The sequence below is a fragment of the Bifidobacterium magnum genome (assembly GCF_000741255.1).
In the GTDB taxonomy this organism is placed as follows: Bacteria; Actinomycetota; Actinomycetes; order Actinomycetales; family Bifidobacteriaceae; genus Bifidobacterium; species Bifidobacterium magnum.
The window spans coordinates 23,518-43,683 of the sequence record NZ_JGZB01000010.1; the positions used below are offsets into that span (position 1 = coordinate 23,518).

At 53.2% G+C, this 20,166-nt stretch carries 19 protein-coding genes, 3 tRNA genes and 1 pseudogene; 18 read left to right on the forward strand and 5 right to left on the reverse strand.

Annotated elements, in window-relative coordinates:
- Positions 1-42 precede the first annotated feature (42 nt).
- The 13 genes from BMAGN_RS06785 (at position 43) to BMAGN_RS06845 (ending at position 11,898) form a co-directional block, all read left to right on the forward strand.
- Positions 43-1,062: a ribose-phosphate diphosphokinase gene (locus BMAGN_RS06785; RefSeq protein ID WP_022859367.1), complete on the forward strand. Its 1,020-nt coding sequence runs from the start codon at positions 43-45 to the stop codon at positions 1,060-1,062.
- A gap of 99 nt (positions 1,063-1,161) precedes the next feature.
- Positions 1,162-1,232 (forward strand) — tRNA-Gln (locus BMAGN_RS06790).
- A gap of 147 nt (positions 1,233-1,379) precedes the next feature.
- A complete protein-coding gene (gene glmU, locus BMAGN_RS06795) occupies positions 1,380-2,762 on the forward strand; it encodes a bifunctional UDP-N-acetylglucosamine diphosphorylase/glucosamine-1-phosphate N-acetyltransferase GlmU (protein ID WP_022859368.1) in 1,383 nt (460 codons plus the stop codon).
- A 4-nt stretch (positions 2,763-2,766) separates the two neighbouring features.
- The gene (rsfS, locus tag BMAGN_RS06800; protein ID WP_022859369.1) at positions 2,767-3,144 is read left to right on the forward strand and encodes a ribosome silencing factor; all 378 of its coding nucleotides are present in this window, start codon (positions 2,767-2,769) and stop codon (positions 3,142-3,144) included.
- Entirely contained in the window at positions 3,131-3,856 is a 726-nt protein-coding gene (locus tag BMAGN_RS06805) for a histidine phosphatase family protein (protein WP_022859370.1), read from the forward strand. Before rsfS ends, BMAGN_RS06805 begins: the two co-directional genes overlap by 14 nt.
- Positions 3,857-4,076: 220 nt before the next feature.
- A complete protein-coding gene (locus tag BMAGN_RS06810; protein ID WP_051892949.1) occupies positions 4,077-5,159 on the forward strand; it encodes a hypothetical protein in 1,083 nt (360 codons plus the stop codon).
- Between the two features lie 198 nt (positions 5,160-5,357).
- Positions 5,358-5,430: transfer RNA gene (locus tag BMAGN_RS06815), tRNA-Ala, on the forward strand.
- Between the two features lie 30 nt (positions 5,431-5,460).
- Positions 5,461-5,536: transfer RNA gene (locus tag BMAGN_RS06820), tRNA-Ala, on the forward strand.
- A gap of 233 nt (positions 5,537-5,769) precedes the next feature.
- Positions 5,770-6,096, forward strand: a complete 327-nt coding sequence (locus BMAGN_RS06825; RefSeq protein WP_152593219.1) for a hypothetical protein — start codon at positions 5,770-5,772, stop codon at positions 6,094-6,096.
- A 62-nt stretch (positions 6,097-6,158) separates the two neighbouring features.
- Positions 6,159-6,833, forward strand: a complete 675-nt coding sequence (locus tag BMAGN_RS06830; RefSeq protein WP_022859373.1) for a DNA methyltransferase — start codon at positions 6,159-6,161, stop codon at positions 6,831-6,833.
- Entirely contained in the window at positions 6,833-8,440 is a 1,608-nt protein-coding gene (locus BMAGN_RS06835) for an Eco57I restriction-modification methylase domain-containing protein (RefSeq protein ID WP_033510490.1), read from the forward strand. The genes BMAGN_RS06830 and BMAGN_RS06835 overlap by 1 nt, the downstream gene beginning before the upstream one ends.
- Before the next feature lie 2 nt (positions 8,441-8,442).
- Positions 8,443-11,268 carry a GIY-YIG nuclease family protein gene (locus BMAGN_RS06840; RefSeq protein WP_033510491.1) on the forward strand — a complete coding sequence of 942 codons (2,826 nt, stop codon included), beginning with the start codon at positions 8,443-8,445 and terminating at the stop codon, positions 11,266-11,268.
- Between the two features lie 309 nt (positions 11,269-11,577).
- A complete protein-coding gene (locus BMAGN_RS06845; protein WP_022859375.1) occupies positions 11,578-11,898 on the forward strand; it encodes a hypothetical protein in 321 nt (106 codons plus the stop codon).
- 328 nt (positions 11,899-12,226) lie between these two features.
- On the opposite strand, the gene BMAGN_RS06850 is transcribed toward BMAGN_RS06845, so the two are convergent.
- The 4 genes and pseudogenes from BMAGN_RS06850 to BMAGN_RS06865 all read right to left on the reverse strand — a co-directional run bounded on the left by BMAGN_RS06850 (position 12,227) and on the right by BMAGN_RS06865 (position 15,525).
- Positions 12,227-13,654, reverse strand: a complete 1,428-nt coding sequence (locus BMAGN_RS06850; RefSeq protein ID WP_022859377.1) for an RNA-guided endonuclease InsQ/TnpB family protein — start codon at positions 13,652-13,654, stop codon at positions 12,227-12,229.
- On the reverse strand, positions 13,651-14,268 hold the full coding sequence (locus tag BMAGN_RS06855) for an IS607 family transposase (protein WP_022859378.1): 618 nt from the start codon (positions 14,266-14,268) through the stop codon (positions 13,651-13,653). The genes BMAGN_RS06850 and BMAGN_RS06855 overlap by 4 nt, the downstream gene beginning before the upstream one ends.
- A 51-nt stretch (positions 14,269-14,319) precedes the next feature.
- Positions 14,320-14,442, reverse strand: a pseudogene (locus BMAGN_RS06860) (MazG nucleotide pyrophosphohydrolase domain-containing protein); the annotation flags it as partial.
- Positions 14,443-14,553: 111 nt separating this feature from the next.
- A complete protein-coding gene (locus tag BMAGN_RS06865) occupies positions 14,554-15,525 on the reverse strand; it encodes an L-lactate dehydrogenase (RefSeq protein WP_022859380.1) in 972 nt (323 codons plus the stop codon).
- A gap of 120 nt (positions 15,526-15,645) precedes the next feature.
- On the opposite strand from BMAGN_RS06865, the gene BMAGN_RS06870 reads away from it, so the two are divergent.
- The 3 genes from BMAGN_RS06870 to BMAGN_RS06880 all read left to right on the forward strand — a co-directional run bounded on the left by BMAGN_RS06870 (position 15,646) and on the right by BMAGN_RS06880 (position 17,521).
- On the forward strand, positions 15,646-16,323 hold the full coding sequence (locus BMAGN_RS06870) for an SOS response-associated peptidase family protein (protein WP_022859381.1): 678 nt from the start codon (positions 15,646-15,648) through the stop codon (positions 16,321-16,323).
- Between the two features lie 33 nt (positions 16,324-16,356).
- Positions 16,357-16,992 carry an NAD(P)H-binding protein gene (locus BMAGN_RS06875; RefSeq protein WP_022859382.1) on the forward strand — a complete coding sequence of 212 codons (636 nt, stop codon included), beginning with the start codon at positions 16,357-16,359 and terminating at the stop codon, positions 16,990-16,992.
- Positions 16,993-17,137: 145 nt separating this feature from the next.
- Complete coding sequence (locus BMAGN_RS06880; RefSeq protein ID WP_022859383.1) at positions 17,138-17,521, forward strand: hypothetical protein; 384 nt, start codon at positions 17,138-17,140, stop codon at positions 17,519-17,521.
- A 55-nt stretch (positions 17,522-17,576) separates the two neighbouring features.
- On the opposite strand, the gene BMAGN_RS06885 is transcribed toward BMAGN_RS06880, so the two are convergent.
- A complete protein-coding gene (locus BMAGN_RS06885; protein ID WP_022859384.1) occupies positions 17,577-18,269 on the reverse strand; it encodes a DUF4357 domain-containing protein in 693 nt (230 codons plus the stop codon).
- 417 nt (positions 18,270-18,686) lie between these two features.
- On the opposite strand from BMAGN_RS06885, the gene BMAGN_RS06890 reads away from it, so the two are divergent.
- On the forward strand, positions 18,687-18,914 hold the full coding sequence (locus tag BMAGN_RS06890) for a hypothetical protein (protein ID WP_022859385.1): 228 nt from the start codon (positions 18,687-18,689) through the stop codon (positions 18,912-18,914).
- A gap of 57 nt (positions 18,915-18,971) precedes the next feature.
- Entirely contained in the window at positions 18,972-20,135 is a 1,164-nt protein-coding gene (locus BMAGN_RS08355; RefSeq protein ID WP_152593220.1) for a proline-rich domain-containing protein, read from the forward strand.
- Positions 20,136-20,166 lie beyond the last annotated feature (31 nt).

Here is a 20,166-nt window from a genome sequence, read left to right on the forward strand (position 1 = left end):
ACTATAGTTGTCGATTCACGTAGCTAAACGTTTGGAGATACGGTGAGCGCAATCCTCGAAGGAAAGCCGGATAAAAACCTCATTCTTGTTACTGGAAGGGCGCATCCTCAACTGGCGTCCGACGTGGCGGAACAGCTCGGCATCGACGTGCTGGAAACCACCGCTTACGATTTCGCGAACGGCGAGATGTACGTGCGGTACACCGAATCGGTGCGTGGCGCCGACGTGTTCGTGCTGCAGAGCCACAGCGATCCGGTCAATCAGGCCATCATGGAACAGCTCATTATGATCGACGCCCTCAAGCGCGCGTCGGCGCGTTCCATTACCGCCGTGTGCCCGCTGCTCGGCTACTCGCGCCAAGACAAGAAGCACCGCGGCCGTGAGCCCATTTCCTGCCGTCTGGTGTTCGACCTGCTCAAGACCGCAGGCGCGGACCGCATTATGAGCGTGGACCTGCACGCCGCCCAGTCCCAAGGCTTCTTCGACGGCCCGGTGGACCATCTGATCGCCATGCCTGTGCTGGTCGACTACATCCGCGACCGTTTCCAGAACGATCTTGACAACGTGACCGTGGTGTCTCCTGACGCCGGCCGCATCCGCGTGGCCGAGCAGTGGGCGTCCCGTCTCGGCGGCGGCCCGCTGGCCTTCGTGCACAAGACGCGCGACATCACACGCCCGAACCAGGCCGTCGCCAACCGTGTGGTCGGCGACGTCAAGGGCAAGGATTGCGTGCTCGTCGACGACCTGATCGACACCGCCGGCACGATTGTGGGCGCATGCAACGTGCTGCGCGAGGCGGGCGCCAAGTCCGTGACCGTGGTCGCCACGCACGGCGTGCTGTCCGGTCCGGCCGTGGAACGCCTCAAGAACTGCGGCGCTCGCGAAGTGGTGCTTACCGACACGGTTCCGATTCCGGAAGACAAGCGTTGGCCGGAACTCACGGTCCTGTCGATCGCGCCGCTGCTGGGCAGCGCCATCAAGGCCGTGTTCGAAGACGGATCCGTGGCCAAGCTGTTCGACACCTATCCGGAACACCACGGCGAGGGCTTCCAGTTCGCCTGATCCTTAAGGGATTACGGTTAGAGTGAACAAGACATGCCGCAATTTTACAAATCTCGAACATATGGCATAATTGACACTCGGCGGACGTGAGTTCGCCGTTCCCCCATGGTGTAATGGCAGCACACGGGTCTTTGGAACCCTTTGTCTTGGTTCGAGTCCAGGTGGGGGAGCTTGCGTAGCGCTCGCGTTCGCTTATAGAAGCGGATGTGGGCGCTTTGTTGTATGGATGGCCGGAAGCGCCATCGGTGCATGGCACATGACACGCTTCCGCCAGGAGCGCCGCCCGCGTTCTTCGTTACCAATATGGGAGGAATCCTATGGCATTGACTGCCGCGATTATTCTTGCTGCGGGTGAAGGAACCCGCATGCGTTCTCACAAGCCGAAAGTGTTGCACGAATTCGCCGGGAAGACGTTCTTGCAGCGTGTGATCGGCGCGGTAAACGCGCAGGAGCCTGACACCACCGCCGTGGTGGTCCACTTCCAGGCCGAGCGTGTGGCCGCCGCCGCCCAGTCCTATGACGAGGACGTGGTGATCGTGCACCAGGACGATATTCCGGGCACGGGCCGCGCCGTACAGTGCGCCATGGAACAGCTTGACGGGGAAGACCAGCTGTCAGGCCCCGTGCTTATCGCGGCTTCCGACATGCCGCTGCTCGACGCGGAAACCCTGCGCGAGCTCGTGGCGTTCCACCAGGAAAGCGGCGACGCCGCCACCGTGCTCACCACGATTCTCGACGACCCGACGGGCTACGGCCGCATCATCCGCAACAGCGCGGGCGAAGTGCTCGGCATTGTGGAACAGCGCGACGCGAACAGCAACGAGCTGGCCGTGCGCGAGGTGAACACCTCCGTGTACGTGTTCGACGCGCAGGTGCTCAAGGACGCGATCTCGCACCTGGATTCGAACAACGCACAGGGCGAGTTCTACCTGACCGACGCGTTGCAGTCGGCGCGCGCCATGGGCAAGGTCGGCGCGTTCGCCGCCCCGGATCCGCTCAGTGTGGAAGGCGTCAACGACCGTGTGCAGCTGGCCCACCTGGCCAAGGCCCACAACGTGCGCGTGTGCGAGGACTGGATGCGCAAGGGCGTGACGATTCTCGACCCGCAAACCACCTGGATCGAAGACGACGTACAGCTCGACCGCGACGTGACGGTGCTGCCGGGCTGCTACCTGCAGGGCCACACCACGGTCGCCGGCGAAGCGGTGATCGGTCCGGACACCACGCTGATCGACGCCACCATTGACCGTGGCGCCCATGTGGAGCGTTCGCGCGTACAGGAATCCTACATTGGCGAGCGCGCCAACATCGGCCCGTGGACGTACCTGCGTCCGGGCAACGAACTTTCGGCGGACACGAAGGCCGGCGCTTTCGTGGAAATGAAGAAAGCCCACATCGGCGAAGGCACGAAGGTGCCGCACCTGAGCTACGTGGGCGACGCCGATCTTGGCACGCACACGAACATTGGCGGCGGCACGATCACCGCCAATTACGACGGCGTGCACAAGAACCATACGACCATCGGCTCCGACGTGCACGTGGGCGCCGGCAACCTGTTCGTGGCTCCCGTCACCGTGGGTGACAACGTGACCACGGGCGCGGGTTCCGTGGTGCGCCACGACGTGCCCGACGACGCGATGGTCTACTCGGAAAACACCCAACACGTGGTGGAAAACTGGAAACCAGCCTGGGAACGGTGAACATATGAGCGCATTTCAACCGGCAATTGACGCCGCCCGTGTGGCGGCCAACGCGGCGCACCGCATCAAGGCGGACGGCATCGCCGCTTACGACGTGAGCAACTCGTTGGGCATCACCGACGTGATGCTGCTCGCCTCGGCATCCAACGAACGCCAAGTGCTAGCCGTGGCCGAAGAGATTGAAAAGGACTTGGCCCTTCAGCTGCACCGCAGCCCGCGTTCGCGCGAAGGCGTGGAGGAAGGCCAGTGGATCCTGCTGGACTACGGCGACCTTATTGTGCACGTGATGCACGAAGACAGCCGCGACTTCTACCGCCTCGAACGCCTGTGGGACGACGAGACGAACAGCATCGACCTGGAGCTCTCCGATGTCCGCGAATGACATGGCCGAGCGCCACACACAGGCCCGCTCCATCACCATCGTGCGCCACGGCCGCACCGCATACAACGCGGCGCACCGCATCCAGGGATGGGTCGACATTCCGCTGGACGAAGTGGGATTGTGGCAAGTGAACCAGACGGGCGAAGCGCTGCAGAACCTGTACGTGCAGCCCGACTCGGGAGTCAAGCAGCTGGTGGTCGCCTCCGACCTGAGCCGCGCCATGCAGACCGCGCACGCGTTCGCCGACCGTATCGGCGTGCCCGTGCACACGGACGAACGCTTCCGCGAGCGCAACTTCGGCGGCTGGGAAGGCCAAAGCATCGACGAGCTCGCCGAATTCTATCCGGAAGACTTCCAGTCCTGGATCCGTAAGGAAGGCGGGGAACTGCGCCACGGCGCCGAAACCCACCACGATTGCGGCGTGCGCGGCGCCGAGGCGATCCGCGACTGGAGCCGCAAAGCCGGCCCCGACACGGACCTGTTCATCTTCGCGCACGGATCAGTGATCGAAAACATGGTGCAGCAGCTCTTGGGATTCGATCAGGTACATGCCGACTACCTGTCGCTGGGAACCATGGGCAACGCCCACTGGGCGCGCATCATGCCCGCGTTCCACAACGACGAGGAAGACCGTTGGACGATCATGGAATACAATCACGGACCGGCCGTGGCGGATACGCCGCAGTGGACCAATCCTGTGAACGTTTCGTGAAAACAGCGCGCAACTGACCACCCATGCCGCTACATTACAAGCAGCGAATGAGTGCGCAACCGGCATAGAGGCCCGCCGCCGTCACAACATGTTGACGGTTGGCGGGCCCTTGCGCTATTGCGGCTCACGAACCAATACACACTAGTTGGATGAGCAATCGTGAAAAACTTTTTTTAAGGGACTATCGTTCTCCCAGCTGTTCGCCGGCGCGCTCGCCGCGGTGACGTCGTTCCTGCTGTCCGCCAAAATCGGCATCGCGGGATCGGTAATCGGCGTGGCCGTCGGCTCCATCGTGTCCGCCACCGCGTCGCAGCTGTATAAGAACGTGCTGGAGGAATCCGGCAAACGCATCATGGGCGTCAACTCCGACGATGACGGCAATGCGGACGATACTGAGAATCCTGACAACTCGGACAAGACTTCGGATAACGCCGCGGACTCCGACGATTCGCGCACCGTCGCGATGGACGCCGTACAAGACGGCGAAAGCGAGGACGGCGCACGCAAGGTGGCTTCCGGAACCGGTGACGACACAGACGCCACGCAGACCATGGAAACCGCCACGGACGCCACCAGCGTCATGCCGGCCGGCAGCGTTCCGCGCACCGTGAGCAGCGGCAACGGCACATCCGGTCAAAACGGCAAGCAGGGGAGCGGCAAGACGGGCGGCCAGCACGTCACCATGAGCAAGCGCAACAAGCGTGTCGCCATCGTGATCGCCGTGGCCAGCGCGCTCGCCGCCGTGGCCATTACCGCAGCCATCATCCTCGCGCTGACGGGCGGCAAGGGTACGGATACGGTCGTGTCCGACATTATCCAGCCTTCGTCCACGCCAACCCAGACCGTGGCGCCGGCGCCGGAAAACACGTACGGACCAAGTTCGGATCAGGAGGGCGCGAATACGCCGTCCCAGGATTCGACGACGGGAACCGACACGGACGGCAAGGAATCCGGCACTTCCGGCAGCACGACAAGCGGCGACAAGACGGGTACGAGCGGTTCCCACCAGTCCACGGACGGTTCGACCAGCTCGGACACGCATTCGCAAACCGGTTCCGACACGCAGTCCGGTACGTCGCAAAGTACGGATTCGCAAGATTCGACCGGTTCGACTTCCAGCGGCACGACAAGCGGCACGGGAACGGATTCTAGCGGTTCGACTTCCAGCGGGTCCACGGACAAACCGCAGCAGGGCGCCACTACCGACCAGGGCAGTGGTACGGCCGGAACGGATTCGTCCGGCGCGGCGCAGCGCAATGCGACACGCCAGCAATCCGATCAAACGGGAACCGCCGCGCAATAATAGCCGGATAATTTTCCGGATATTGATGCGACGATAATCATGTGCCGCTCGGGTACCTTGCGTACTCAGGCGGCATTTTTTATACAAATTAACCAGAAAAGTCCATTTTTATACCCCCGACATGCCGAGAGCAACATAGATTTGCATATTTGCAAAGTCTGTTATAACCTATCACTCGTTGCGTTCGAGAGAACACACGGGGCTATGGCGCAGCTGGTAGCGCATCTCCATGGCATGGAGAGGGTCAGGAGTTCGAATCTCCTTAGCTCCACTCAACTTCGGTTGATATAAATGAATATTTGGGGCTATGGCGCAGCTGGTAGCGCATCTCCATGGCATGGAGAGGGTCAGGAGTTCGAATCTCCTTAGCTCCACCAGAGCTACTACACTCGAACGGAGTGTTTTTCCAAGTAGGGTGTGTGTCGTATAAGGTCATGACTAAAATGACCGAAACAAAGAAAAAGGGTGCTAGGGGGTACTTCTCCTAGCACCCTTTGTGTTTATGAGACAAAGAAGAGGGAGCGCGATGCGCCCCCTCTATCGCTATACAACAGAGTCTCAAACTGTCATTGAGAAAAGTGTTGAATTGGTTAGGTCAATGAACGACTTCATGGCAGATTTAGAGGAAGTGGATTTACCAAAATCAATACGCAAAAAGGCGAAAGCTCTAGACAAACAAGCAATAGGTTTTCTGGATAACCTCATTGGTTTCAATAATGCTTTTGAGCGGATACGTGATGTATTTGAGAACACAGCTCTCTACAAGCTCATTGCAGAAAAGATGGGTAAGAAGAAGGAAGAGTTTAGAGAAGCAGTTAAGAAACAAGAACAAGAAGCAATCGAGATTGAGCAGACAGACACTTGGCAACCTACAACCTCTGCTTTTGATAAAGCTACTAACGGTGGAGTTGGTGTTGACCGAGAAATGAGTTTGTAGGAAATATTGTTCATGAGAAAATAAGGGTTAGCAATTATTCAAGATAAGGATGAAAAGTAAGCGTGTCACAGATTAAGTCAAAAGAGAGAGTAACTGACCATGGTGAGGTGTTCACTAACGAACGTGAAGTGAACGCTATGCTCGATTTGGTTAAGCAAGAAACAGAACGTATTGATAGCAGGTTCTTAGAGCCTGCTTGTGGCGATGGCAATTTCTTAGCGGAGATACTTAGGCGCAAGCTTGAGGTGGTTAAGAAACGCTATGGCAAGAACTGTCTTGACTATGAACGCTATGCTTTCGTGGCTGTATCAAGTATCTACGGAATCGACCTTCTTCCAGACAATGTTGAGGACTGTCGCAACAGGCTTTTTAACATTGTTATGGAAGCTCGCTGCAATGGCTGTAAGGGTGAAGGTGATAACCGTTTTGCCGATGCTATTGCATACGTGTTAACCCGCAACATTTTGTGCGGGGATGCACTGACCTTAAAGCAAGAAGATGGTGAGCCAATCATCTTCAGCGAGTGGTCTTTTGTTATGGGAAACAAAGTGAAACGCCGTGATTTCAGGCTTGATGAAATGCTTGAGGGAAATGTAGATGTGGGTGAAGCCATGCCTCTGTTGGGTGCTTCTGGTTCGCTTACGACTGAGTGGGTATATGACGAAGAGACGCAAGCGTATCTTCCTCTCCCTATTAAGGAGTATCCGCTAACTGACTTTTATGAGGTGGGTAAATAATGGCATTACTACTTGAAAGAGCATACAACCCGGATGTGTTGTCATGTCTCGCTAATTTATCTAATGACGAGGTATTTACCCCGCCTGAGGTTGCAAACCAAATGCTAGATTTGCTGCCACCTGAGATTTGGAAAGACAGGAATATCAAGATACTTGACCCTGCTTGCAAAACAGGTGTGTTCCTTCGTGAAGCAGCAAAGCGTTTCATTGATGCTCAGATACCTAACTACCAAGAGATAGCTCGTGGTGTAAACGAGAAGATACGTAAAGGTGAAGAACTTTCTGAAGCCGACAAGTATTTCTTACATGACCTCGAAGCGGTTACTGAGCATGTTTATAAAAATCAACTTTTTGGTATAGCAATCACTGAAATGACGAGTTTGTTATCTCGCCGTGGCGTGTATTGCTCCAAGTATCCGAACAGCAAGTATTCGGTTGTTGAGTTTGATAACCCTGAAGGAAATATCAGGTTTAGAGATATTAAACATACTTGGGGCAGTAATAAGAAATGCATATATTGTGGTGCGCCTAAAGACTTATTTGATAGAGATAGCTCTTTAGAAAGTCACGCATATGAATTGATTCATCTAAATAATCCTGAGGAGATTTTTGACATGAAGTTTGATGTAATTGTTGGTAATCCCCCTTACCAATTGAATGATGGGGGAAATGGGGCGAGTGCTAGTCCTATTTATCATAAATTTATCGAGCAAGCTATAAAGTTGAATCCTCGTTATTTAACAATGATTGTCCCTTCTCGTTATTTAGCGGGTGGAAAAGGGCTGGATGCATTTAGGCAAAGGATGTTATCTGACCATCATTTGATAAAAATGGTCGATTTCATTAATGCGAAAGATTGTTTCCCTCAAAACAGTGTGGGCGGCGGCGTAAATTATTTTCTTTGGTCACGTGATGAAGAGCGTCCTTGTGAATTTACGACAGTTGCAAATGGACGACGCGATACCATGGTTCGCTATTTGGATGAATTTTCTTCATTTGTTAGAAGAAATCAAGCTGTAAGTATCATCAAGAAGATTCTTGATAAGACTACAAATAGTTTTAGTGAACGTCTGTCTTCTCGTAATCCTTTTGGTTTGCCTACTTCAACACGTGGTTTAGATGAGAACAAAGTTGGATATTTGAAGATGCTTTCAAGTAAAGGTTTTAGTTATATTGAACTTGACAAAGTTGCTTCAGGTGAGCAGTATATTGATGAATTTAAAATTTTGATTAGCCGTATTACATATGAACATGCTGGTGAACCTGACAAAGACGGCAAACTTCGTGTTTTGTCTAGGGTAAAGATATTGAATCCTGGCACTGTTTGTACTGATTCGTATTTAATTGCTACTGGGTTTACAGATGCAAATCAAGTAGAGAACTGTGCTAATTATTTATCATCAAAATTTGTGAGGTTTTTGATTGCTCAAACATTGACATCTATAAATTTATCAAAAGATAAATTCGTATTTGTTCCAGACCAAGATTTTGGGAGTGGGTCTTTTGATGATGAGTCTTTGTATAAAAAGTATGGTTTAGATGTTGAAGAAATTGAGTTTATAGAAGCAAATATTCATGAAATGTCATATGAAGCTGAGGATGATTAATCATGTCAGATAAAGTAACATTTCCTCAGCGACCAGACCTTGCTCCAAGGGTCTACGCTTATGAGGAACATAATCCAAATTACGATGGCTACTTAAAGGTTGGATACACAACACGTACTGCTGAAGAGCGTGTTGCTGAACAGTTCCCGATTATCAAGCCTGATGAGAAGCCTTACACAATAGTTTTTGATGAACCTGCAATGCGTGATGACGGTACTACTTTTACCGATGATGAGTTGCATAAATGGCTCAAAAATAATGGCTACAAACACATAGCTGGCGAGTGGTTCAAGTGCAATGTTGATGATGTCCGTGCTGCTTGGATGTCCGTCAAGGACCGCACTGAGTATGACAAGAACCGTATCTATGACTTTCCGATGCGTCCTGAACAGGCACGAGCGGTAAGTCAGACAAAAGCCTACTTCGATAGCATTAATGAAGAAGATACTCATCGCAAACCTAAGTTTCTATGGAATGCAAAGATGCGTTTCGGTAAGACCTTTGCGGCTTATGAGTTAGCTAAAGAGCTTGATGCAAAGCGAGTTCTGATACTCACCTTCAAACCTGCCGTTCAAAATGCTTGGCATGATGACCTCATGCTGCACGTTGATTTTGAAGGCTGGCAGTTCGTTACTCGTGACGAAATGCACTTTGAAGATTGTGACGAAGATAAGCCAATAGTTTGCTTCGGTTCGTTCCAAGATTTCCTTGGTGTAGATAATGAAACAGGCGGTATCAAGCCACGCAACGAGTGGGTTCATTTGACCGAGTGGGACTTGGTTATTTTTGATGAATATCACTTCGGGGCATGGGGTGAAAAAGCTAAGGGTCTGTTCGCAAAAGAAGATGACGAAAAGCTCTATAGTGATGGTGAGTATGAGAGTTCGGGAAACGAACTTGATGAGTCTTGGCTGCCGATTGAAGCCAAGCGTTATTTGTATCTTTCAGGCACACCGTTTAGGGCATTAAACTCTGGCGAGTTCATTGAAGAGCAAGTCTTCAATTGGACGTATGGCGATGAGCAAGAAGCCAAGGCTAATTGGTCTAAAGAACATCCAAATGAGCCTAATCCATATGCTGCACTTCCGAAGATGGCACTGCTTACGTATCAGATGCCAGAAGAGATTACTCGTGTGGCAATGAAAGAAGAGTTCAATGAGTTTGATTTGAACGTATTCTTCTCCGCTAAGGGTGAGGGCGATGATGCCGAGTTCGTGTATAAGAACGAAGTGCAAAAGTGGCTCGACCTTATGCGCAATTCATACGATGTTGAGACAGGTTTGAAGCAAGGTGGAGAGAAGCCACCTATGCCATATTCAGATACAAGATTGCTTGGTGTTTTGAACCATAGCGTTTGGTTCTTACCAAGGGTCAATTCTTGTTATGCCATGCGCAACTTGTTGGCTGAGAAGCAAAACGTTTTCTACCACGAGTACACGGTTAACGTATGTGCGGGTGCAGGTGCAGGACAAGGTGCAGACGCGCTCCCAGCCGTTGAAGAGTCAATGGAAGAGCCGTTGAAGTCAAAGACGATTACGCTTTCATGCGGCAAGCTCATGACTGGTGTTACGGTTCGCCCTTGGACGGGCATCTTGATGCTTCGTAACTTGAATAGTCCTGAAACGTATTTCCAAGCGGCGTTTCGTGTTCAATCCCCTTGGGAGGTTGATACCGAAGAGGGACGCGAAATTATGAAGCAGGAGTGCTATGTCTTCGATTTCGCTTTAACTCGTGCTTTGCGTCAGGTTTCAGACTATAGTTGCAGGCTTTCTGTTGGGAATAAATCACCTGAAGAGAAGGTTGCAGAGTTCATCAAGTTCTTGCCTGTTTTGGCATATGACGGCTATCGCATGCAAGAGGTAGATGCTGCCGACATTCTTGATTTAACGATGGCTGGCACATCAGCTACCTTGCTTGCAAGGCGTTGGGAGTCTGCAATGCTCGTTAATGTTGATAATGAGACATTGGCAAGACTGCTTGCTAATCCAGAAGCTTTGGAAGCATTGATGAGTATTGAAGGTTTCAGAAGTCTCAATCAAGACATCGAAACCATCATCAATAAGAGCGAGCATGTAAAGAAGGTCAAGAAAGAAAAGCAGAGCCTCACTAAGAAAGAGAAGAAGGAGCTTTCTGAGGAAGAAAAGGAATACAAGAGCAAGCGTAAAGAGATACAAGAGAAACTTATCAAATTCGCCACTCGTATTCCGATTTTCATGTACTTGACTGATTACCGTGAACAGACGCTTAAAGACGTTATTACTCAGCTAGAACCAAACTTGTTCAAACGTGTCACAGGTCTTGACGTTAAAGATTTCGAACTGCTTGTGTCGCTTGGTGTCTTTGATGACAAGCGCATGAACGAGAGCATCTATTACTTCCGCAGGTATGAGGATGCAAGTCTTGTGTATTCAGGCTTGGATAAACATGCTGGTGAACGTGTTGGTCTGTTTGATACAACTATTTCAGAATATGAGTATCTTGAAATGGCGCAGCGCGACTCAATGGTGTCTCCGCAAGGTTATTCATATGACAGCAAGGAAGCTGCTGAAATTAGCGAAAAATGGACTCAGGATATTTCAGAACATGTGAATAGTTATCAGACAGTCGAGGAAGAAGAACCTGAGGTTGTAGAACCAGAATTTGATGAAGAAGCAATCGAGAATATTGATGTTGGAGATGTGGTCTTCCATAAAGGCTTTGGCTATGGTTCGGTTGTTCGAATGGATGGCAAATATATTATCGTCAAGTTCGATAGTGATAAAAAGAAAGAAAGGTCGTTCAGATACCCGAATGCCTTTTATGATGGTTTCCTTTCTATTGAGGGTTAATTATGACTAACATCATCGGTTTCCGCAATGGGAATGGCATGTTGCCCGCATGTTGCGTGACGTCATGTTGTTCGTTGTTCGCAATATTGCCGGTATCGCCACGGCACGCGCGTGTGGTATGAATAACGCCGCGCCACACTAGTCGCAGCGAAAATATGGCGATCTTAAAAATGGGCGCGGCGGCGCGCAGACAATCCTCATGCAACCTCGCACGACTCAGCGCACAGTGGAGCGACGTTGCGCCACCTAAACTGAACTCCAGCACAGCCGCGAACGGCGCGGCGCGCCACGTGATACATGGAGGACAACATGAAGGTTCAGGAACTGACGAACTATACGTACCAAGGCCCCAACGAGTGGGATACCGTGGATTTCTGGGTTGGCACGATTGCAGATGACCAGGGCAAGACCACCCAGGTGCGCGTCATGGATCAGGATCCGCGCGATAACAATCCCGGCAACGTCGTGCGCTCGCTGCTCGACCAGCTGCGTTCCGGAGAGCTCACGGAAGACGATTTCGCCCGCCAGCTGCTGCGCTACGACGATCCTGCCAAGATCGACGAAGAGCATACGTGGACGCTGACGAGCGAATTCACGCCGATCAAGGATGGGGTGCTCAAGGCCGAGTAAAAGAAGAATCTTACTCGATGGCGCGTGCGGCATCCTCGACTTGACGCAAGCGGTTGCGTAACGCGCCTTCAATATCGATACCGGCCGCGTCGGCGCGGCGCACCAAGGCCAACAGTTCGTCGGCGATCTGCTGTAACTAGAATTGTGGTTGTTTGTATACATACGCATACATTGTCCACTTTTCTAGAGGTTTCCTGTTTCGTCATGCCCGTTTTGGCGGCCACGGGGAGTGGCTGGCTACTGGCGTTGGTGTGGCATTCCACAGGCGTTACTTTCCGTGTTACCCACGGTAGCGGCAAGTTTAGGGCCGTTCGGAGGCCATGTTTGGTTATGCGATGACGGTGTATTCGGTTGCTGCCTTCAGGTTCTTGGCTGCGTTGACATCACGGTCATGATGCACGCCACAGGACGGACAGTCCCATGCGCGTATGTTGAGATTGCGCACGGCCGTGTTCCGGTAGCCGCAGTCCGAGCACAATTGGCTGGACGGATACCACCTGTCCGCTTGGCGCAGCTCGATACCGTGTTCGGCGCATTTCGCCTTCAGATGCGTGACGAAGCGGCCCAGTTCCTGTTCGGCGAGGGTTCTCGACAGGTGCCGGTTGCGCATCATGCCTTGGATGTTCAAGTCTTCGATGGTGATGAACCGTGGTTCTTGGCCCACCAGCTGGTCGATGGCCTTGTCCATGTGGTCGTGGCGGATGTTGGTGATGCGCTGCCATGTTTTCTGTATGGCGAGCCGGGTCTTGGCGATGTTCCTGCATTCCTTCAGGGGTCGCTTGTAATTGACTTGCTTGACTTTGCCTTTGTCTTTTCCTTCCTCGTGGTAGGTGCGCACCGTGATGCGTTCGAGCTTGCGGGCGAGGGCGCGCTGTTGGCGTTTGAGTTTTCGGCTTAGACGGCGTGGTTCCTTACGCCGGTTGGGGTTGTCGATGAGGGTGCCGTCGGACATGGCGGCGAGGTTCTTGATGCCGAGGTCGATGCCCAAGCCGTCAGTTTTCCCATCGTGGCGGGGTTCATGTGTTTCGACAGTGTTCCGTTTGGGTGTGCAGGACACGTAGTGGCGTCCCGCCACCCGGCTGACCGTGACCGACGAGACGGTGTCCGTGCCGATGGGGATGTATCCGTATTCCTTCAACCGTACCCATCCCATGCCGGGCATTTTTATGCGGTGGCGTTCCACCCTGATGTGTTCGACAAGGTAAATGCTGTCCTTTGACCTGTTCTTCTTCTTGAACCTCGGACCGGCCAGCGTCTTGCCCTTGCGGCCTTTTGTCGTTTTGCCGGTCTTGCGGTTGGCGAAGAGTTTCGCATAGGCCTTGTCGGCGTTGATGAACGCCTGCTTGACGCTCTTGGAATGCGCCAAGTCCATCCACGGCTCATACCTGGGCAGTTGTCGCGCCTCGGTGAGCGCGTCCAGCAGCAGGCGCGCCAAGTCCGGCCCCAACGTGTTCAAATCCACGGCGGGCAGGCATGCGCACACCAACAATTCATTCAGCAGGCGCGCCTGAGCCACGGTCGCCTTGCGCACGTTGCCTTCGACGCGTGCGTGCAAGAGCTTGGCCAGCGAGTAGCGTGCCGCAACCGCGTAGGCGTTGCAATACCCGTAATCGCCGTACCCGTCCTTGCGATGCCGGTAGCGGGCTTGGTTGAAGCCGATGAACTCGTTGTACGCCCACCTCGCGTTGCCGAACGCCTGCGCAAGATACCGGCATTGCTCCGGCGTGGGCTTGATTTCCGTCCGGTACGCCTTCACCTCGCACCGTCCCCATGCAGACGCGGGTCGGCTTCGACTTGCTTCTTGTATTTGCGCAAACCGTACACGCGGCAGGAGAACACGTGGATGATGGAAATGAGGTCATCCACCAGTTCCTGCTGGGGACTCGTGTCGGGATTGTTGACGACCACGATTCCACACCCGTACCTGTCGCACAATTCCTCGAACCAGTCGAACCCGAATCGCACGAACCTGTCCTTGCACGTGACATACACGGTTTCGACCTGTCCTTGCAGTATCAGGTCGAAAATCAGGTGGTTCCAGTCCTTGCGCTTGTAGTTCAAGCCACTGCCGATGTCGGTGAACACGTCATCCAAGATGACGCCCGTCGCGTTCACGTAGTCGCGCAGGAACGCGACCTGCGAGGCGAGGTCGTCCTTCTGCCCGGCCGACGAGACGCGCGCATAGGCAACATGCAACCGTTCGGGTTTCCGGATTCTGCCCAAGTAGGCGAGCACCTGCTCTTCGGTGTAGTAGCGACGCCCCTGCGGATTGCGGTGTGCGGGGAAGATGCCCGCCTTGTCCCAACGCTGCAATGTCTTGACACTCACGCCAAGCCGGGCAGCCACGTCTTTCGGCTTCAACATGGTCATATTATAGACGAAATGACATCATATGTCAACATATTTGTCAACAGATGATTACTCCTCACGCATATTGTCGCGGTCGCCCGTTTCCACGGCGTCGATATATTCGTACGTTTCCTCAAGCAGCGGCTTGATAAGCGAACGGTTGGTCTGTTCGCCGTCCCACGGGCATCCGCCCGGAAGCTGATAACTGCGTGCAATTTCGGTGGATTCTTGAGATTTCAGGGGCGTCATTGACGACTCATGTTGCGGTTCGTTCATGCTTCTATTGTGACGGGCGTTATTGACGTGTCACGCCAATCCCACGCGCTCCAAATTCTTGCGCACAGGGGCGCAGCTCGCGTGGAATTTGTCGATTTCCTCATCGGTCAAATCCAATTGCATCACTTCTTCCACACCGTCCGCGCCAATAACGCACGGCAATGAGGTGAACAGTCCGCTTTCCCCATACTGGCCGGTCATCAGCGTGGAGCAGGGTGTCACGTAATGTTCGTTCGACACAATGGCTCGCACAATGCGCGCGGCAGCGTCCGCCACGGCGAATTCCGTGCACTGTTTGCCCGCATACGTTTTGTATCCGCCCTGACGCGCCAAATCCTCCACTTCGTCAAGAGACATGGAGAACCGCTTTGGCTGCTCGGCCATGAGCTGCGCCAACGGTTTGCCGCCAATGTTCACGGCGCTCCACGCAGCGAACATGCTGGCGCCATGCTCGCCGAGCATATAGGCACACATGGAGTGCTGGTCGTATCCCGTCACACGGGACAGCGCATATTTCAGGCGGCTCGAGTCAAGCGCCGTGCCCGTACCGATCACACGGTTGGAATCGATGCCCGACAGCTTCCAGATTTCCGTGGCCACCACGTCGCACGGGTTGGCGATCGACACCCAGATGCCTTCGAATCCGGCTTCGGTAATGGGCGCAATGAACCGTTTGGCCGTATCGGTGGTATAGAACAGTTCGCCGTCACGGTCTATGGAGGAGCGCTGCACGTCGCCGGCCGCATTGATGATGACATCGCATTGGGCGAGCTGCGCATAATCCTCGCCTGCGTTGACAAGCGCCACATTGTGCGGGCAGAACGCCAGAGAATCGCCAAGATCCTGCACTTCGGCCTCAAGCTTGGCTTGCTTGCTGTGTTCGCCCGAGCAGATTTCCGTCATGACCAGTTCATCGGCGATACCTTGCAAAATAAGACTGTTGGCCACGTGCGCGCCCACATGTCCCATGCCGACAATGCCGATTCTCGTAACCGTACCCATAATTCCTCCCGTTCTCGAATGCTGTGCCGTGACAGTTGGGTTGCCGATATTCTATGAAGACCAGAATGCGCATCCCGCTTTTTGCCCTCCAACTCATCCGCTGGCGAATATCGGTCTCAAATGGTGGAATTGTGGGCCGTATTGCCTTACTGTGAAGCCATGTGCGCGCATTACACGGGATTTTCCGATGAAGACATCGACTTACTGGTAGCCCAATTGATGGGGGAGGAACCCCAATCTCAGGAGACTCAGTCCCAATCCAACCAGGATCGCAAACGCATCGACGTGTATCCGCAACAAGTTGCACCCGTAATCGTACCGACGTTCGACACGTCCGTCGGAGTGCCGCAGTTCGCCCAAGGAACGCTGGAACGTGCGGATTTGGAGTGGGGGTACAGTTCACAGTGGAATCCGCGGCCGATTTTCAATACGCGGATCGAAAGCGCGGACAAGCCGATCTGGCGTTCGTCCATGGAACATGGCCGTTGTGTGATCGCGTGCCGCAGTTTCTATGAATCAAGCGGTACGGAAACGCGCATTAGCGAACGTACGGGCCGTCCGATCAAACAGCAGTACATATTTACGATTCCGAACATGCCCGTCATTTTTATTGGCGGTATCCGTCGCGACGATGAATATTCGATGGTGACGACGCGCGCGAACGCGCTGATGGAACCTGTTCACGCGCGTATGCCGCTTATTTTGCATCCGACCGAGCTGACCACATGGCTGGGTCCGGATTACATGCGTCTTGCCGACCGTTCCCAGGTTCCGCTGGCCTTGCATAAGGCGGACTAGGGAACGACGGCAACAATATTAGGGAGGAACAACATGCGAGTATTTGTAGCCGGAGCATCCGGACGAGTGGGAACCCTGCTGACGCAGGATCTGGTGAAGGATGGCAATGAAGTGGTGGCCGCGTCGCGTCATCCCGAGCAGTTCGCGGGCCAAGATCACGTTATGGCCGTAACTCTTGATCTTCATGCCTCTGAAGAACAGTTGGCCGAGGACCTTCGCGGATCCGACGCCGTCTATTTTGTGGCCGGTTCGCGCGGCAAGGATTTGCTGCAGACCGACGCGTTCGGTGCGGTAAAGCTCATGATGGCCGCGGAAAATGTGGGCATCAAGCGTTTTATTCTGCTGAGTTCCATATTCGCCGACGAGCCGAGCAAGTGGGACGATCCGAACCTGCGCAACATCACCAACTACAACATCGCCAAGTTCTTCGCCGACCAGTGGCTCATGACGCGTACGAACTTGGACTACACGATCTTGCAACCGTGCAACCTGATGGAAGAACCGGCCACGGGCAAGGTGTCGTTCGGCGTGACGCATTCGACGACCAACAGCATTGCCGACGTAGCCGCGGTGCTGGCCGCTGTGCTCGACAAGCCGAACACCTTCCACAAGATCATCATGATGTCCAACGGCGAGACGCCGATTGATGAAGCTGTGGCGGAAGTCTGAGGCGCTAAAAACACTCATAAATAAGAGGCCGCGCAGTTTTGGCGCGGCCTCTTATTTATCTGAGGATACGCTACTATAAGCAACCATATGTGCTATTGCCCTGCGCGACGGCGGCCAATAGGATGGGAACCGGAGGAAAAGAAATGTGAGTAGCGAAGATATTTTCAATCGGATTGTCTCCGAAGCCATATTCCAGAGCAAAGTAGCTTCGAGAATTAATGCTATTGATCTCAATAACGATATTCAAACCCTCTATAAAGATTTGCAACAATTGGCAGAAGAACTGCTTCCACTTCATGGGAAGGTAGAAGCGGAATACGCAACAATAAAAGATGCGGATGACTATGACTCGATGCTGCGGGTCCTTAATGATAAGGGCGCGCTTTCTCGTGCCGCGATCATACTAGGTTATAAGAAACAAAAATATACGGACACCGTTTTGAGGCTCTTGCGAACTGAAGGGAATACTGCTATGCAATTGAGCGAAGCCATGCGGAAATATATTCCCCTTCCGCGAGATATTTTCTAATGTGAGTCTTTTCTAAGGCGGTTACTGTGGATCTGTGATCGATAGAACATAAGAATTAGCTGATTCGGAATATATTGATCGTTTCTCCGCCCTGCGTTTTCCATATGGTCCAGCCATTCGAAGAGCATCCTCTGGCGAAACGGGCCGCCGCGGATGGCGAATCGAAACACACATCATCGATCAACCGTCCATCATCATCCAGATGATGCGCCCGCAATTCACGCAACTTTTCCGACAAATCCGGGGTTTCCGCAACTGACACCATCTGGCCAGCGGGAATCGTCAGCGTACCGTTATCCACCCTCATCTCCACGTGCGGCGGCTGGTCCGCGCCGCGCGCCTGATAATCTAAATGGTACGTACCGTCGGGAATGCGCAACACGTCCATACGGTTGCGGTGCTCCGCCGCGGCGCGGATGAACACTTCCTCCTTACTCTCCCGTGAAGGCTCGGGGTACACTTGGCTCCCCTCGAAAGCGGAGAGCAACTGTTTGGCCAAATCGACATCCAGGGCGAACAGTTCGCTTCCACCCACGCGCGACTTGGCAAAAATCTCATGAAGCAGTCGTTCCTTTTCGTCGTAATCCTCGACCTTGATGGCGAACTCGCGGTGGAGACCCGCCACATTGCGGTATCCGTTGCTTTCCAGAAAACGCATGCGCTCGCGGTAATTGCCGGTTTCCGTTTTGCCGATTTTTATCAATCCGTCCACCGCGGTAGACATGACGTAAATGATTCCGGCGCCCATACATCCTCCTTGATTGACGGCAGAAGATGAATATCACGGTATCGTTTTCGCGCCATATCTAAAAGAACTTGGCCCTTGTTTGCACATGATTTTTTCATACTGGTGACGGAAATGCGGCACTAGAATAAGGGGCCACCAAATTCTTGAGTCAGGAGGGGAGAAGCCGGTTGAAACGTAGCAATACAACAACGATGTTGAATGATTATTCAGATCGTATTGCAAGCATGTGGATGCACTGTGACCCAGCCCTATATATTGGATCCTGAATATTTCAAGGATTTGACGCATGGTTGGCTACGCTTCTGAAGCAGACTACAAGCATCTGCTTGCCAAGGAGCATTTGGGGAGGCCGCATGGAAGTATCTCGAGCGGACGTTCGGTCATGAAGACCATATTGACGCCTCTTCCGAAGATGCAATGAACGATTTGCTTGTAAATCAGGATGGTGATTTGCGGCATGTATTTACGGTGGGCGTCAGCAACGGCGAACATGGTGAACGGCTGGGACTCATGTATCTCAAGCGCCAGGAACTGCAGGAGATGCTCGATCAGGTGATGGACGGAACATTCAATCCCGATGACGCGCATTGGGTGTTGCCGATACTCATTGAAGAGGAAGCGTACGAAGAGGATTCGCTCGTATAATTTAATATTTTGTTCCCATTTTGCGGCAAACGGGGGTATCGTTCGGAACACATCATATTGGAAGAGGGGGAGTCAATGGAGATGAAACCGAATTCTCAAGGGGAAAATCGTGGTGAGCTGCCCAAAGAAGCGCAGCAAAACAGCAACGCGCAACCGCATACGGACGCGTCAGGCGCCTCTGCACCAATGAACGCACCTGCGCCAATAAATCCGGGCAACGCAATGCCCCAGCAAAACTACGGGCAACCGCCCATGAACCATATGGGACCGCCGCCCGGCCGCACACCACAATTTGGAAATCCCTATAGCAATCCCGCCAGGCCCAATCCGGCGCCACAGACACGCATGCAACCCACGGGACCACATCCCGCCGGCGCACCACAAGCGTCCCCGGGCGGCGACCGGAAACGGTTCGGACAGGTGCGGGCAATATTCTCCGCCACTGACAAACGCGTCCGATCCCTGCTTGTCATAGTGTCGGGATTGCTCGTCACCTTTTTGGTGGCAACTATCATATTGGGCTGCAGCCTCGTGTCCCGCAACCATCAGATCGCGCAACTAGAGTCCACCGTGGAGGGTCACGTTTCCACCATTGCCGAATTGAACGAATCCAAAGTCCAACAGGATACGCAAATCAAGGATCTGTCTCTTGAGCTCGACGAACTCAAGAACGGCAAAGACAAAATGCTGGTCGATGTGCGCAACGCGTATGACCAGAAGGATTGGGAACAGACCATAACCGCGGCAGACGCGCTGCACGACAAGTACAACGGTAGCGAGCAGGACAAGGAAGGCCAGAAACTCAAGGCCGAGGCCCAAAAGAAAATTGACGAGGCGAAAGCCGCTGAAAAGAAAAAGCAGGAGGAAGAGGCCGCACGAAAAGCTGAAGAGGAGGCGCGCGGTTACGAGACAGGTATCACTTACGAGCAGATCGCTCGCCAGCCCGATGAATACAAGGGCAAGAAAGTAAAGTTCTACGGCAAAGTGATACAGGTGCTCAATTCCGCCGATTCGGATTCCGTCACTATCCGGCTGATTGTCGATGATGATTACGATCAAGTAATTATGGGAATGTATGCCAAGAATATCGTGCCAACGCGCGTATTGGAGGACGACCATATCACCATTTATGGCACGTTTATTGAGGAATATACATACACGGCTGTACTCGGCAATTCCGTTACTGTTCCACTAATCAACATTGCCAAGATTGATCAGTAGCATTCAGCGGATTCATTATCTTCTGAAATGA